Raw genomic sequence first — 15,027 nt, 5'->3', positions numbered from 1 at the left:
GGTCGTCGTTCAAACTTTCTGCGCAGAAAGTTTAAACTTGGTGCGCAGAAAGTTTGAACGAGATGCGCACCTATTTTTCACGTCTCTGTAAGGTGTTTATTATCAAGTGGTTAGGAAGGCCTCATTTCCCGCCTTTTTTGCCCTTTTTTTTAACAGTTCTCGATGGAGGCGAAAGGAGACTCTGTTGGCTTTTGGGGGCGAAAGGGATGCCTGCTAACCCAGGATCTTGATGATCAGAACATTTTTTGTGGCACTTGTGACACGGTAGGGCTCGGCGGGACGAAGTCTCACGAGCCATAAAATTTGGTCGGAAGAATCGGTGATGACCAGTTGGCGGCGCTTTTCAAAGAGAGAGAGTTTGCTGTCGGTCAGAAAATCGCTGACCAACTTCGATCCGCGCATACCGAACGGGATCAGGCGATCGCCTGGCTTCACGCGTCGGATGATGAGCGGGAAGCGGATGTGCGACGCGTCGAGAGTCACTTCGTCGGGCGATCGGCTCGGGCGGAAATCGGTGCTGATCGCCATCGACGAGCATCGGAACCGGATTTCATCGGCATAGCAGTAGGTGCCGTCTTCGGGGATTGTCATGGGGCGAGCTGGGGCTGGCGCGATGGGTTCCAGCAGTAAAAAGCCGCGATCAATCAACGCTGCATGCGTTTCGGAATGCCATTCCTTGCCCGTTTCGGCATCGAGATTGTTGGCTATTTGTTCGATTTGTGCGGGACGAAAGCCGTGGTTGTTGAGTAGGTGATACAGCGTGTATTCAGGTGAAACCGTGTTTTGTAATTTCGCGATGGAAACGGCAAATCCTCGTTCTCGTGGTTCGCAGATGTGCTGCGCCACTTCGGTCAGGGAGTGGTCTATGATTTTTTCAGCTTCGCGCATGCGCTCGGCAGTTTTGGCTATGCTCTCACTGACCGACGGATTGATTTCGGCCAACAGCGGAATGATGTTGAGCCGGATTTTATTACGCACGGCATTATCGACGAGATTAGTGCTGTCGGTCACGAAATCTTGTCTGATGGCTGCGAGATAAGCGCGTATTTCAGTGCGGCTCACGTTCAAAAGCGGACGAATGATGTGGTCTCGTCGGGGCGCGATGCCTGCAAGTCCGCTAATGCCAGTTCCCCGGATGAGATTGAGCAACACGGTTTCGGCATTGTCGTCACGATGATGGGCCACGCAAACGGCAGCGGCCCCGATGTCTTGACGCAACTGTTCGAAATAGCGATAACGAAGCTCACGCGCAGCCATTTCAATGCTGATCTTGTGCAGTTGGGCATAAGTGAGCGTATCGAAAAGGGCGATGTGGAACGGCACATTCAGTTTTTTGCACAGTGCTTGACAGAAGCGTTCGTCGCGGTCGGACTCTTCTCCACGGAGATGAAAGTTGCAATGCACAGCCTCCACCCGATACCCCAACGAATGTAGCCCGCAAAGCAAAGCTACGCTGTCGGCTCCACCGGATAAGGCCACCAAATATTTGAATGATTCACGATTCATACTTCACAATTCATCCTTGCTGTCTGCTATTCAAGTGAAATGATGAATACTCTTTGATCTGTTTATTCCACATAAAGCACGAGCCCCTTTAAATATTCGCCTTCGGGGTGATAAATATTGATGATGATCTGCCGGCTGGTGCAATTGGTGCAGGATGCGCACCTTGCGACCGGCTTGCGCCGCGGCTGTGAACACGGCATTGCGGAAATGATCTTTGCTCACCACCTGACTGCAACTGAATGTGAACAAAAGACCTCCGGATTTGATGCGTTCCAATCCTTTTGCATTCAGGCGTGTGTAGCCCTTCAATGCATTACGCAATGCCGTCAGTCGCTTGGCAAAAGCAGGCGGATCGAGGATCAATAGATCGTATTTCCCGTTGGCGGCATTCAAAAATTTGAATGCATCTTCACAAAAAGCCTCGTGCCGCTGATCACCGGGGAAATTCATCTCCACATTTTTATTCGTCAGTTCGATGGCTTTTGCACTGCTGTCCACAGAATGAACCAGCTTTGCCCCACCTCGCATGGCATAGACAGAGAACCCTCCGGTATAACAGAACACGTTTAGGACTTGTCGTCCGCGGCATATCTCTCCAAGAGTGCACGGTTTTCGCGCTGATCGATAAAGAATCCTGTCTTTTGCCCTTTGAGCCAATCGATATGGAATTTCAGACCGTTTTCCACGGCCGTATTCTCTTGACTACCTCCCACGAGAAAACCATTCTCTTGACCGAGTTCGGCTTTGAAAGGAAGCGTCGTATCACTTTTATAATAAACATGATCGATTCGCTTGCCCATCACCACCAGCAGCGCCTCGCAGATTTCTTGCCGACAAAGATGCATCCCCACACTATGGGCCTGCATCACAGCCGTGCGACCATAACAGTCGATGACCAATCCGGGCAGCAGATCGCCCTCGCCATGCACCAATCGAAAGGTATCGTTTCCACCGTCAGCACCAACAACGCCGATGGTCATGCGCATTTGGAAGGCGGATAAGAGTCTATTCTGCCAGAAATCAGCATCGATCGTCACATCGCGAAAAGAAAGGACGCGTATCGCAATAGAGCCGATTTGGTAATGCCCCACGGCAATAAAGTCGCCATCCGACGTGCACACGCGCACTGTTTCTCCCTCGGTCATGCCGTCGTCCATCCGCTCTATGGCACCCGAAAACACCCAAGGATGAAACCGTTTGAGACTCTCGTCCTTGCCGCGCTTTAAAAAGACATTCTTATAATTCATCATGTGAGATTCTTTCTTGTATTTCATTCATCGATCGATCACAAACCACGCCATCACGCATGATGAATGATCTCATAGTCTCCCGTGGCTTTCAGCCGACCGATCTCTTCGTAAAGATTGATGCAAGTCCATGCATCCGTAGCCGCATAAGCCTTTTGTTTGTCGGTCAGCACAGGCGCGTCCCAATTCGTCAGGCGCTGGCGTTTGCTGATCTTACGGCTGAAAAGATTGGCATAAAGCTTCTGCAAACTCAGATCTTGGATGCCTAATTCGCCCACAACATTCTGCAAATCGATGAAAAGTCCCGGTTTGAAGTCTGCGCTCTTGTGCAGCGACAGAATATCATCGTGTAAGGAAAGCCCGATCATCGGCACTTTCTCATTTTCAAGGAGCCGCAAGATGGCAGGCGTCATACCCGTGTGATTCAGTCGGAAAAGAAAACATGTATCCCGTGTAGACACTTGCAGTAAAGCAACCTTATGTTGTTCGCCTTTCTTAAAAGCCGGTCGCGTCTCGGTGTCCACACCGAGGATGTCGCTCTCCAGCAAATAGTCCACAGCTCGCTCGGTCTCTTCCGGACTGATGATCGTGATGATCCGTCCCGGGAAAGTGATCTTCGGCAAAGCCGTTATGGCGTTTTTATCAAATTTATCATAGATGATTTTCTTCATTTTCGATATGATGATGTCATGTAATTTGAGGTGCAAAAATAAGTATTTATATCGAGAAAACAAAGAAAAAAGAAATTGGGAGGGCTTTAAATCCATCTTTAAATCCATCTGAAAGTCATGGGTGTAGCGCCCAACAGCATTGTTCGTGCAACCTTGCAATGGAGTAAGATCCAAAATCCATTTTATTCTGCCTGTTCGAGATAAGAACGTGGCGTCTGCAATACAAAGTTAATTCATTTTAGGTTACGCCTCTTTTACACCAATCATTATTGAGGAAAAAGCATTACTTTTGCAAATCAAGAGCGAGATGAATGGGCTTTGGACACAACGATGACACAACTTTATAACGATTTCGGGACATGGATCAGGGGGCAATTCCCCTTTCGGGTGCAGAAGATTGCTATTGATGCGGGCTTCACTTGTCCTAATCGAGACGGACGAATAGGCACTGGCGGTTGCACATTTTGCGACAATCGAACTTTCAATCCGGCGTATACCGATCGGCGGAAGACCGTTGGCGAACAACTGCAAGAGGGCAAAGCATTTTTTGCACACAAATATCCCGAGATGCGCTATTTGGCATATTTCCAGGCTTACACCAATACTTATGCGCCTGTTTCGGTACTTGCGGCGATGTATGAAGAGGCGCTCCGCACGGAAGGTGTCGTGGGACTCGTCATCGGAACGCGTCCCGACTGCATCAGCACTCCTCTTCTTGACTATTTAGAAACGCTCAGTCGACGCACATTCGTGCTGATCGAATACGGCATTGAAACTGCCAACAATGTCACTTTACGCCGAATCAATCGCGGACACACGTTCGAATGCGCGCAAAAAGCCATCGAAATGACTCATCAAAGGGGTATTCTCACGGGCGGACACGTCATTTTGGGACTTCCGGGAGAGGATGCCGAAGAGAGCATCCGACAAGCTCCCATCATTTCATCATTGCCTCTCGACATCCTGAAAATCCATCAAATGCAGATCATTCGAGGCACAACTTTGGCACGAGAATATGCTCACAAACCTTTCCATGTGTATGATGTAAACGAATATATCGAGCTGATCATCGGCTATATCACCCGACTCCGTAAGGATCTTGTGCTCGAACGGTTTGTCAGTCAGTCGCCTGCCGAGCTGCTGATTGCCCCTCGTTGGGGACTGAAAAATTATGAGTTTACCAACCGATTGGTTAATCGGATGAAAGAAATCGGCGCTTATCAGGGAATGAATCATCATTCACAGCCATAAGCGTCTCACTTTGCCATCGCAGAATAATCATCCAATTGCAACAGCGCTTCGATGTTGCAATTTTTTTGTTTATTCATATACGCCTCGACCATTGCGACATAACGAGTTTCAAAAAACGATTTTCCCAATGTTTTATTAGCCACCCACATCACCTTAGCCATGTGTAAATCCTTTTCGATTTGCGTTCGCGCATCATAATTGGGCATCGGATACAGACTCAGCAAATAAAAAATCAGACAATCGGGCACGATAAACTGCCGGTCCATCGACAAACGTTGACCACGCGAATAATACTTTTTATAAATCGGATAATTCACACCCAAATACTTATCCAAACATATCCCGATCACGCCGTTACCCACGATGACACTCTGATCCAGCGCCCCGATCTGCGCATAAAAGGTTGGCATATTTATCTTCGGAAGCCATTTTTTCAACCGACCGAATGACTCGGCAAGTTCGCTATTCACATCCTCCATCTTTGCAAACTCCATTTGCACATCTGCAACGATGGTCTGTAAGGTGGAATCTTGATAATATCTGAGAAATCGACCGTTGATTTCGGGATCATCCACACTGCCCAACTGCAAGACTTTCTCTATCAATGTGCGGGTTTCGATGGGATATTCCATATTCATTTCCTGCAACGCCGAATAGTCGCCCGTGGTAAGATAACGAATCTCCAAACGATCATATCGGCGCACTTCGATGCGCGCATCACGATCGCTCCACTCGTTGGGCTTGAGCCTAAATTCACAAGCTGCACAGAGAATCATCGTTGCTATCAATATGTAATAAATCTTCTTCAACCCTACTTGAATCCTTTTTTCAGCCGCAAAAATACTAAAAAACACTTCCAAATGCAAGCTTTAAGCTAAAAAAGATAAATAAAAATCGTAATTTTAAGTATTAAACGCCGTCTTGTTAAGTATAATTAAGTATTAACATCCGCTTGCTTGGAATCTGCGCATATTTGCGTTTGCGCGCAAGCGCAAATAAATCAACATTCCAACATTCGTCATTCACTCTGCCTTTTAAAAGGAGTAAGCGAAGCCGATTGATGCATATTCCTTCAACTGCCAATAGCCGTGATGATGGTCTGGAGTCGTTCCGTCGTCGAACCGCGGATAGATGAAGAGATTGGTGCTGAAGTATTTGTTGAACTGAAAGGCTATGGTGTTTTCCCATTCCAGTTCGGCGCGGCGATAGGTGGTGTAGCCATAGATGCGCATTCGCCATTTAATCATCTCTGAAAGTTTCCAGTTCAGGTCTACGGTGAATTCGGAACCGTAATCCACCAGTGTGTGTTTGCCTTCGTCGAGGCCGTAACGCTGCGACAGGTCGAGCAGCCGCACATAGCGGAAATTGCCTGCCAAGGGAGCGATATGCATGGTTCCTTTGAGCCGACTCTTAAACCAATCTACATTGTAATCCATACCGAGCGACATATTCAGATTAAACGGCGACATGAATCCTGAGTAAATCCGCGGGTCGTTGTTTTTGAATCCGTGGGTGAACTGCGTGTTTGCGATCAGCTGCAAGGTGTAATACCATCGTTTGGTGGCTTGCAGTCCGAGTTTGCCGGTGTATCTGATCAGGTCTTCTGAGGATTTATACCGATGGATGGTGTCACCTCTCGTAGTTTGGTAGCCCAACTTCAATTCCAGTTTGTTATCCCATTTCACTTTTTGCTTATTGTTATAGTTGGCTTGGATGGTGACGCTCCCCACCATCGAATAATTGCTTTCGCCGCCTTTATACCAGTTGCTGGAAATATAGTTTTGCAGGAATTGCAGGTAATAATCACCTCCAAAGGTCCAGAAATTGGGTTTCTTAACTACGACATCCACCGGCGAGATCAAAGGTTCGGCCGGTGTCGGCGCCACTTTGTCGATAATGTCGGTTGCGGGTTTGAGTGTAGTTTTCTCGGGCGTAATGGCCGGACCGATCTGGGTCAGCGTTCTCTCATCGATCGTGATCAGATCAGGGCGATTGAGATACATATTCATCAAAGCTCTGTCGATCTCTTCGTCGTAAGCATTTTGTGGTTCATTCGAATAGCGTAGGAGTCGAGCCGCAGGAGAATGATAAAACGTTGCGGGCATAAACAGCAAGGCCATCCGATCAGATGGACAGCTTTTGAACGACTGACTGTCTAACTGATGTTTGGACATAGCAAGCGAATCGACATAACGTTTGACGAAATCCGATGAAAGGGGCTTGGATATTCGCAATTGTGCAGTTGCAGAAAGGGTCGCGAGAGCGAAAGAAAAGACCAATAAATATTTAATCCTCATTATATTCATACGTTTTCAGCGATGCAAAGGTATGGATATTTTTTGGAAATGATTACCTTTGCAGCCAAATTTAAAAGCATTATGACAAGAAAGAAGAAGCCCTTACCTCTCCTCGAAAATATTATGATTATGGATGTGGCGGCCGAAGGAAAGGCCCTCGCTCGTGTCGACGACATGGTGATCTTTGTGCCGTTTGCAGCGCCGGGAGACATTGTCGACCTGCAAGTGCGTCGTAAGAAGCATCATTATTGCGAGGCCGAAGTGGTGCGCTTTATCAAGCAGAGCAACATCCGTCAGGCTCCGATGTGCGAGCATTTCGGCGTTTGCGGCGGATGCAAATGGCAGCATCTGCCCTACGAAGCACAATTGAAGGCCAAACAAAAACAAGTGTACGACCAACTGACACGTATCGGAAAGGTGGAGCTTCCCGAGTTTCGACCCATTATTGGATCGGTTAAGATCCGAGAATATCGCAACAAATTGGAATTCGGATGCTCCAATAGGCGTTGGCTAACGCGTGAGCAAGTGGCTTCGGGCACAACTTTCGACAATATGAATGCCATCGGTTTCCATATCACGGGGGCTTTTGATAAGATTCTGCCCATAGATAAATGTTGGCTGATGGACGATCTGCACAATCAGATTCGCAATCATATCCGCGACTTTGCGCAGGAGAGTGGTATGTCGTTCTTCGATTTGCGCGAACAGAAAGGTCTGCTCCGCGACATCGTGATACGCAACAGCAACACGGGCGAGTGGATGGTTCTCATTCAGTTTCATTATGAACAGTCGGGCGATGAGGAACGTTCCCGACAACTTTTGCAGTCGGTGGCCGATGCTTTTCCGCAAATATCGTCGTTGCTCTATGTGAATAATCAGAAATGCAACGACACATTTAACGATCTGCCTGTGCATGTCTTTCGCGGTAATGATCATATCTTCGAAACCATGGAAGGCCTTCGTTTTAAGGTGAGTCCTAAGAGTTTCTATCAGACCAACACCGAACAAGCCTTTCATCTCTACTCCGTGGCTCGCGAATTTGCTCAGCTCACAGGGCATGAAACAGTCTATGATCTCTACACCGGCACTGGCACCATCGCCAATTTCATTGCCCGCAATGCCCGTCGAGTGATCGGCATCGAATATGTTCCAGAAGCTATTCGTGACGCCGAAGTGAATAGCGAGATCAACAGTATCTCCAACACGTGTTTTTATGCAGGCGATATGAAGGATATTCTTACGGCCGATTTTGTCGCTTCCAATGGTCATCCCGACGTCATTATCACCGATCCACCGCGTGCCGGAATGCATCCCGATGTTGTCAAAACTATCCTTGCTGCAGCTCCAGACCGTATCGTCTATGTGAGTTGTAATCCAGCCACACAGGCTCGCGACCTCTCGCTTCTCGATTCTGCTTATCGCGTGACCGCCGTACAACCTGTTGATATGTTTCCTCACACTCCTCATGTAGAAAACGTGGTGCTTTTGGAGAAGCGTCGTTCATAAAATTCCGCACCCAGAGAAAGTAATAGATATAAGCAAGGCGAGTTACGCGATATAAACGTAACTCGCCTTTTCATGATTCAATTCATAAAATACAAATAATCAGCAATATTCAAATCGCATGTCAACAGAGCCTCTTTTGAGAGCTAACAAAGGCCTAATTGAGAACCAATGGAGCCTCCGTTGGTATGCGAAGACAACTCTTTCGCAAGATGAGCCCGATCAAACGGGCGTTCCGAATATTAACCTATAAAGCATAAGAGAATGGAGGTCTCTCATCGCGCATGGTGTAATAATTCCTCATTCTATTTCAGTTGTTCAATGAAGAAATTGGAGATTTGACGAGACAAATGGTTACGGGTGTTGCCGCCACTGATGCCGTGGTTTCTATTTGTGTAATAAATCTCCTTGAAGTCCTTGTCGGCTTGCACCAGTGCTTCGGCATACTCAAAGGTGTTTTGCGGGTGAACATTGTCGTCGGCGGTGCCATGACAGATGAGCAGCGCCGCATTCATTTTAGCAGCCCGCGTAATGGGATTATCGCCATAACCGTCGGGATTCTCTTTGGGCGTGCGCATATAGCGTTCGGTGTAGATGGTGTCGTAATAGCGCCAATCTGTGGGTGGAGCCACAGCAACACCGGCTTTGAAAATGCCTCGTCCTTCGCTGATGCTCATCAATGTGTTGAAACCGCCGAAACTCCATCCCCAAATACCGATACGCGACTTGTCTACATAGGGCAGAGAAGCCATGTATTGAGCGGTTTCCACTTGGTCTCGCGACTCTAATACTCCCAATTTTAGATAAGTGCATTTCTCGAAATCGGCACCCCGACCACCTGTCCCGCGACCATCTACGCACACGACGATGAATCCCTGCTGTGCTAAGTAATGGTCGAAGCTACCGCCGCCGCCCATCGAACCCGAACTCCAAGCATTCAACACTTGCTGACTGCCGGGGCCACTATATTGATAGAGAATCACGGGATATTTCTTAGCAGTGTTGAAGTCTGTGGGTTTCACCATCCATCCGTCCAGTTTCACGCCTTCGGACGTGGTGAACGAGAATGGTTCACGTTGGCCCAAATCATACGCAGCCAATTTATTCCGCAATTCTTTGTTATCGATCAATGTTTCGAGTGTCTTCCCCTTGTTGTTGCAAATGGTAAAAACATAAGGCGTGTTATAGTCACTCCAAATATTGATAAAATATTGATAGTCGGTAGAGAAAATGGCATTGTTCACACCTTCACGACTGGTCAGCCGCTCAATCTTTCCGTTTCGATGCGCCACCAACACTTGACGATCGTGCGGATTGATCGCAGCTGCCTGATAATAAACATCACCCGATTTCTCATCCATGCCATAAACACGCGTAATGTCATAGTTCCCACCGCCGATCTTACGTATCATCTGCCCATTCATGTTATATATATAAAGGTGCATGTAACCATCACGGTCGCTTGGCAGCACAATATTGTTCTTACCGATGATTGCCCCTTCAACAACCTCCTCTTTGACATATCGGGGCACACTCTCCTTGATCAGCAGTTGTGCCACCGTGCTCCGTGGATTGACTGCATAGAGATGAAGGGCGTCTTGGTGGCGATTCATCGCATAGACAATCACACGTTTGGGATCATCCGTGGCCTTGATACGCATGATATAGCCGTCGGCATCTACGGGAATCTGCAATTGTCGTGTTTGATGCGACTTGATATCATAACTCCAGACCGAAGGTTTCGAATTATCTTCACCGGCCTTTGGGTATTTGTAAGCATAAGTACCGGGGTAAGTGGAGTATGGTTTGTGAGCGGGATTCAAACCTTTGAACATTTCCAAAGCATAGGTTTTGACTTTCGATTCATCGTAACGAATCCAACAAATCATCTCGCCATCGGCTGTGAACGTGAGAGCGCTATTGAATCCGAATTCCTCTTCATAGACCCAATCAGGGATTCCGTTGATCACAGCATTGAATTTCCCGTCTTTCGTCACCTGACTTTCAGCATTGTCATACAGCAGTTTGACAAGATAAATATTATTGTCGCGCACAAAAGCAATTTGCTGTCCGTCGGGCGACCAAGTGGGAATCTGTTGCGGTCCACCGTCCGAAAGTCTTTCCAGCTTACGGCTGGCAATTGTATAAATATAAAAAACAGCCTTGAAAGAACGCCGATATATGTGTTGTGTCTGCGTCTGAATGAGAATGCGCTTGCTGTCGGGCGACATACGATAACCGTCAAACCCCTTGATCTTTTCGCCCATCGTGCTATTCACATCGAATAAAACACCGGTCTGTTTACCCGTTTTAAAGGAGTATTGCACAATCTGTTTACCGTCCGAGCTGATGCGGGCATACTGATCGTCGCCATCCAACGGATTGATACCACTGATGTAATCGGCCGAAAACAAGCCGCCGGTTATCGCCTTCAATTTGAGTTTTTCACCTGCCATAGCATTGGAATAAGCCAGCAACAAAGCTGCACATACTGTGATAATTTTCTTCATTCGTAGATTGAGTTACAATTTTGCTCGCAAAGTTAAGTAAAATCGTGCGAATAATCAAAGGAAGTTTTAAAGATTAATATTCGGGATATTAATAAAAATGAGCTTTCGCCCGGGCGGAAAAGTTGCCGAGAGCCATTTTGCTAAATTTCCCCGGGCGGAAAAGCTATTTTTTCGTCGGGGAAGGTTTCCGCCGCGGCGGAAACGCTGTTTTTTCAATTTTCTGCTCTTCCGCCCAGGCGGAAAAGTTGTTTTTTCGTCGGGGAAAGTTTCCGCCCGGGCGGAAACACTGTTCCAGCCTTTTGATGAGCATGCACCGTGTCTGTATGTTGTCATACGAATCGTTTTGTTTTCTTCTCATTATCAATCAATTTGCGTCAACTTCGATATTTCTGCGTTTTTCAAGGATTAGTTGCTTTGCCATTAACGCTTTTTCGTCGTGCCATTAAGCGTTAATGGCTATGCTGTTTACATCTGCTTGATTGTGAAAGAGCACACAATGATATGTCGGTTTATAAACGAACAAAAAAATATTGCCAAGCTGATTGAGCTTGACAATATTTCATTTCGGAATCAATAAAAGCCACGTTGATTTAGCTTTCTCTTATTTCCGACCGCACGGGAATATCTGCGATAGGCAGCTGGCGATTGATCATTGTGTTGAACGAAATGATGGTTTCGCTACCCGAAAGGCCCAAAGGTTGCAGCTTGTCATGAATGATGTCTGCCAAATGATGGTTGTTGAAAGCGTAAATCTTGATGAACAGATCGTAGTCTCCTGTCGTACAATAACACTCAACGACCTCAGGAATCTTGCGTAATTCATCGGCTACGTAGTCAAATTCATTCGGATCTTTTAGGTGAAGACCCACAAACGCACATGTTTCATAGCCCACTTTCTCTGGATTGAGAATAAACTGCGATCCTTTTAAGATGCCGGAATTGAAGAGTTTTTGAATACGCTGATGAATGGCTGCGCCACTTACGTTACATGCACGAGCCACTTCCAAAAACGGAGTACGTGCATCTTCTCCGATAAGTGTAAGGATTTTTTTGTCCAATAAGTCTAAATTGTGATGTCCCATTTGATGTTAATTTGCTTGCAAAGGTAAAACAAAGCGATGATATTTGCAACAAATTAGCCGAAATTTGTGACACAATGAGCAAGGAATAGCCCATCTTTTTATTTTCGTGAAACGGCCGAATAACTTACACGTAAGGCCTTAGCTTGTCTCAATGCTTGTTTGACATCGGTCATAACACCCATTTTTGTATGTTTGTCGGCTTTGATCGAGACTGTCATTTGCTGTCGATCTTCGGGTGACATACGGTTTTGTTCAGCCTCGATATAATCAATGATATCAGCGGGCGACGCAAATTTGTCGTTCAATTGAATGCGAGTGCTCGTGCCGGCAATGGTTTGCATGTCTTGCGAAGGTGTTCCGATGTAGATGTAAGAGACTGCTGATTTCTTGGTTAAACGGGTTAATTCGGTGCCCTGTGGCACTTGAATATGAACCTTTAAGACCGTTTTTCGCATGTGGGTAACGATCATAAAGAAGAAGAGAACGGTGAAAATGAGATCCGGAAGCGACGATGTGTTGAGTCCGGGTACGCTGTGTGTACGACGACGAAACATACTCATTGGTCTCCTCCTTCCTTTCCCGTATCATAATTTTCGGCTATTCGCTGTGGGCAAAGCGCTTTGATTGTTTCGCGTTGTTGGTGGGAACAAAGGCTGTAACGGCGTCCGAACCGACGCAAAGCATATTCGTTGCGTGCCATGTGATATGCAGCAGCCAATTCGTTTTGCATCTGAAAGTAAATGTCATACCCAGAGTTGGGATCGGCTGAGATCGAAAAAAGATGCTTTCGACCCTGACTTTGAATGAAATGCAGTGCCATTTGCCGGATTTCTGTTATCTGAGCGGGATGTCGGTTAATGAGCAATCGATTGTTGGCTGTGATTTCCAGCGTCATCAAATGGCGTTTGTCGACATTTGTTTCTTCTGTTTGTGGGCGTTGGTTGGGTGGTGGAAGCCTGCGCGATAACCCTTTATCTACATCCATTGAAGTGGTAACGAGAAAGAAAATCAGCAACATGAACGAGATATCTGCTGTTGATGTGGTGTTGAGCCGGGCACTTGGCGCAATTGATGACGAAACATTAGCTATCGTTTCTCCTTTCTGTAATAGCGTGTTGCACCGTAAACAACGGCCCCGATGGCTGCAATCAGCAGCAATAAAGCCGTGTAAATAAACATATCGGCAGCTTTCAACCACAGCGTGTCGGCATATTTCCGACCATTGATCATCATTTCCGACGAAGAACCAAAGCCGAAAGTGAGCAGCGATAACACCACAGTGCCGATAGCGATAGCATAAGAGATCTGTTTAACAGGGATATTATTGTCAAGTCGCCCTGTCTTTCCCCGCTTGCGAAGTCCGGTCCAAACTGTCCAAAAAGTTAGTCCGATAGCTCCTAAAACGAGCACTGTCATCAGTCCGATCACAGCATTTGTGAACAGTGGTGCATTGAAGTTAGGATTGATTGTGTATGGACGGTCATAGCCCCACAAGTAAAACAGCGCGAAAATCACTGTCACCAGTCCGATCAACACATAGAGCACGCGCTGTGACAGACGTTCGGCAGGCCATTGACGGATGCTGTTCGGTTTCATTTCTTTAATTGATATTTCATCACAGAGTCGAGTAATGCGATGGCAGACTCTTCCATCTGTGCCGTGAGATGCTCGATTTTAGAGAGGATATAGTTATAGAATAACTGTAAAATCAGGCTACGATGATACCGAAAATGGTCGTAATTAGCGCCACTTTCATACCCGATGCCACGATCGTTGGGCTGATGTCGCCGGCCGATTGGATCTGATCAAAAGCCATTACCATACCGATCACGGTGCCGAGGAATCCCAATGAAGGAGCCATTGCAATGAAAAGCGTGATCCATGAGCATCCTTTCTCCAAGTTGGCAGCCTGCACCGAGCCATAAGACGCCACCGAACGCTCGATGTTATCTATCGACTCATCGATACGCACAAGTCCTTGGTAACAGATGGAAGCCACTGGACACGCGTTTCTCGGCATTGATCTTTGGCTGCCTCGATGTCGCCGGTGCTGATTTTAGCTTCGAGATCGCGCATAAACTGCTTGGCATTGATTTCCGACAGACTGAGATAGATGATTCGCTCGATGCAAAACGCCAATCCAATTACCAAAGCCAAGGCCACAAGTGACATAAATCCGGCATTTCCTTCAATGAATTTAGTTTTTAAAGCCTGATGAAATCCGGCGCTCTCAGCTGGTTCTATATCCATGTCTGGTGCTGACACAGCCATGTCTTCCAGCAAACTATCAGCCTGTTGGGTTGCATGGGTCGAGTCGGTAACGACTTTTGGTCTTGCATGCTGCGTTTGCTGTTGTGTCGATGGTGTCCCATCGCCCTGTTTTTGGGCCGTAATCGTCGTTGAAAAACAGAGTAAGAGAAAGGATGATATGGCAAATCTCGTAATCAGATTCTTCATTTTCTTCATGTCGTTTTGATCTATTCTTTTAGGGCGTTTGCCCCTCTTGATAAAGTGCGCCAAAGTTACATATTTTAGTAAAAACAGCCAAGTAAACGTGCTATAAATATCTTTAAAAGGAGGAGTGAGGCAAAAGTGATTGTCCGGAAAGAATTTTTCAACACTTGATCACAATATTCTTGATTTGCAGTGAGAAATGATCGATATTTTAATTTGTATTGGTCAGATTTCTAACAATATACAAATATCTTGACAACTAATCGTTAATTGTCGTGCAACTAATGGTTAGTTGCACGCCAAAAAGCCGTTAAACACCATGCGAAAAAACATAAACAAGGAAATGGGAAAGAAATATTCGTCAGACCAACTCGCTGAATCGATGACGTCCCCGAACGTAATATTGCCAGAGAATGCTATACGGACGCCGCTCGACTACACGTCCGATGATACGCCGACGTTGGATTTCCGCCCGATCTTCCTTAAACTCCGGCAACCACTTTTTG

General features: G+C 46.6%; 12 protein-coding genes and 2 pseudogenes. 2 read left to right on the top strand and 12 right to left on the bottom strand.

What is annotated here, in order from left to right:
* Window positions 1-213: 213 nt before the first annotated feature.
* The 3 genes and pseudogenes from tilS to JCM12259_RS10845 all read right to left on the bottom strand — a co-directional run bounded on the left by tilS (window position 214) and on the right by JCM12259_RS10845 (window position 3,424).
* On the bottom strand, window positions 214-1,506 hold the full coding sequence (gene tilS, locus JCM12259_RS15185) for a tRNA lysidine(34) synthetase TilS (RefSeq protein ID WP_051559343.1): 1,293 nt from the start codon (window positions 1,504-1,506) through the stop codon (window positions 214-216).
* A gap of 62 nt (window positions 1,507-1,568) precedes the next feature.
* Window positions 1,569-2,753 (bottom strand): annotated as a pseudogene (locus JCM12259_RS15180) (class I SAM-dependent rRNA methyltransferase).
* A 53-nt stretch (window positions 2,754-2,806) separates the two neighbouring features.
* Complete coding sequence (locus JCM12259_RS10845; protein WP_025066477.1) at window positions 2,807-3,424, bottom strand: 3'-5' exonuclease; 618 nt, start codon at window positions 3,422-3,424, stop codon at window positions 2,807-2,809.
* 330 nt (window positions 3,425-3,754) lie between these two features.
* On the opposite strand from JCM12259_RS10845, the gene mnmL reads away from it, so the two are divergent.
* A complete protein-coding gene (gene mnmL / locus JCM12259_RS10840; RefSeq protein WP_025066476.1) occupies window positions 3,755-4,675 on the top strand; it encodes a tRNA modification radical SAM protein MnmL/YtqA in 921 nt (306 codons plus the stop codon).
* A gap of 5 nt (window positions 4,676-4,680) precedes the next feature.
* Here the strand turns inward: mnmL and JCM12259_RS10835 are convergent, their stop codons facing one another.
* Together JCM12259_RS10835 and JCM12259_RS10830 are read right to left on the bottom strand one after the other, a co-directional pair.
* Window positions 4,681-5,484, bottom strand: a complete 804-nt coding sequence (locus JCM12259_RS10835) for a gliding motility protein GldB-related protein (protein ID WP_025066475.1) — start codon at window positions 5,482-5,484, stop codon at window positions 4,681-4,683.
* Between the two features lie 225 nt (window positions 5,485-5,709).
* Window positions 5,710-6,981, bottom strand: coding sequence for a DUF3078 domain-containing protein (locus JCM12259_RS10830; protein ID WP_051559342.1), 1,272 nt, complete (start codon window positions 6,979-6,981; stop codon window positions 5,710-5,712).
* 72 nt (window positions 6,982-7,053) lie between these two features.
* Here JCM12259_RS10830 and rlmD point away from each other — a divergent pair, with 72 nt between their 5' ends.
* The gene (gene rlmD / locus JCM12259_RS10825) at window positions 7,054-8,478 is read left to right on the top strand and encodes a 23S rRNA (uracil(1939)-C(5))-methyltransferase RlmD (protein ID WP_025066473.1); all 1,425 of its coding nucleotides are present in this window, start codon (window positions 7,054-7,056) and stop codon (window positions 8,476-8,478) included.
* Window positions 8,479-8,780: 302 nt separating this feature from the next.
* Here rlmD and JCM12259_RS10820 read toward each other — a convergent pair whose 3' ends face one another.
* The 7 genes and pseudogenes from JCM12259_RS10820 to JCM12259_RS15170 all read right to left on the bottom strand — a co-directional run bounded on the left by JCM12259_RS10820 (window position 8,781) and on the right by JCM12259_RS15170 (window position 14,524).
* Entirely contained in the window at window positions 8,781-10,985 is a 2,205-nt protein-coding gene (locus tag JCM12259_RS10820; RefSeq protein ID WP_025066472.1) for a S9 family peptidase, read from the bottom strand.
* 66 nt (window positions 10,986-11,051) lie between these two features.
* Window positions 11,052-11,318, bottom strand: a complete 267-nt coding sequence (locus tag JCM12259_RS16580; protein WP_148299619.1) for a hypothetical protein — start codon at window positions 11,316-11,318, stop codon at window positions 11,052-11,054.
* Between the two features lie 257 nt (window positions 11,319-11,575).
* Window positions 11,576-12,067, bottom strand: coding sequence for an Lrp/AsnC family transcriptional regulator (locus JCM12259_RS10815; protein WP_025066471.1), 492 nt, complete (start codon window positions 12,065-12,067; stop codon window positions 11,576-11,578).
* A gap of 98 nt (window positions 12,068-12,165) precedes the next feature.
* Window positions 12,166-12,627 (bottom strand): ExbD/TolR family protein, encoded by a 462-nt coding sequence (locus JCM12259_RS10810; protein WP_025066470.1) that lies wholly within the window; start codon window positions 12,625-12,627, stop codon window positions 12,166-12,168.
* Window positions 12,624-13,094, bottom strand: coding sequence for an ExbD/TolR family protein (locus tag JCM12259_RS15175; protein WP_309546422.1), 471 nt, complete (start codon window positions 13,092-13,094; stop codon window positions 12,624-12,626). The genes JCM12259_RS10810 and JCM12259_RS15175 overlap by 4 nt, the downstream gene beginning before the upstream one ends.
* A 59-nt stretch (window positions 13,095-13,153) precedes the next feature.
* Complete coding sequence (locus tag JCM12259_RS10800) at window positions 13,154-13,663, bottom strand: hypothetical protein (RefSeq protein ID WP_025066469.1); 510 nt, start codon at window positions 13,661-13,663, stop codon at window positions 13,154-13,156.
* A pseudogene (locus JCM12259_RS15170) lies at window positions 13,660-14,524 on the bottom strand (MotA/TolQ/ExbB proton channel family protein). Before JCM12259_RS15170 ends, JCM12259_RS10800 begins: the two are co-directional and overlap by 4 nt.
* Window positions 14,525-15,027 lie beyond the last annotated feature (503 nt).

It is taken from the genome of Hoylesella enoeca JCM 12259 (assembly GCF_000613405.1).
Classification (GTDB): Bacteria; Bacteroidota; Bacteroidia; order Bacteroidales; family Bacteroidaceae; genus Prevotella; species Prevotella enoeca.
This window is presented reverse-complemented; position numbering and strand designations above follow the sequence as displayed.

Bases quoted from the DNA above. Each gene is read 5' to 3' on its own strand.
- JCM12259_RS10845 (WP_025066477.1), bottom strand. From the start codon at position 3,424: ATGAAGAAAATCATCTATGATAAATTTGATAAAAACGCCATAACGGCT.
- tilS (WP_051559343.1), bottom strand. From the start codon at position 1,506: ATGAATCGTGAATCATTCAAATATTTGGTGGCCTTATCCGGTGGAGCC.
- JCM12259_RS10820 (WP_025066472.1), bottom strand. From the start codon at position 10,985: ATGAAGAAAATTATCACAGTATGTGCAGCTTTGTTGCTGGCTTATTCC.
- rlmD (WP_025066473.1), top strand. From the start codon at position 7,054: ATGACAAGAAAGAAGAAGCCCTTACCTCTCCTCGAAAATATTATGATT.
- JCM12259_RS10815 (WP_025066471.1), bottom strand. From the start codon at position 12,067: ATGGGACATCACAATTTAGACTTATTGGACAAAAAAATCCTTACACTT.
- JCM12259_RS10800 (WP_025066469.1), bottom strand. From the start codon at position 13,663: ATGAAACCGAACAGCATCCGTCAATGGCCTGCCGAACGTCTGTCACAG.
- JCM12259_RS16580 (WP_148299619.1), bottom strand. From the start codon at position 11,318: ATGACAACATACAGACACGGTGCATGCTCATCAAAAGGCTGGAACAGT.
- JCM12259_RS10810 (WP_025066470.1), bottom strand. From the start codon at position 12,627: ATGAGTATGTTTCGTCGTCGTACACACAGCGTACCCGGACTCAACACA.
- JCM12259_RS10830 (WP_051559342.1), bottom strand. From the start codon at position 6,981: ATGAATATAATGAGGATTAAATATTTATTGGTCTTTTCTTTCGCTCTC.
- mnmL (WP_025066476.1), top strand. From the start codon at position 3,755: ATGACACAACTTTATAACGATTTCGGGACATGGATCAGGGGGCAATTC.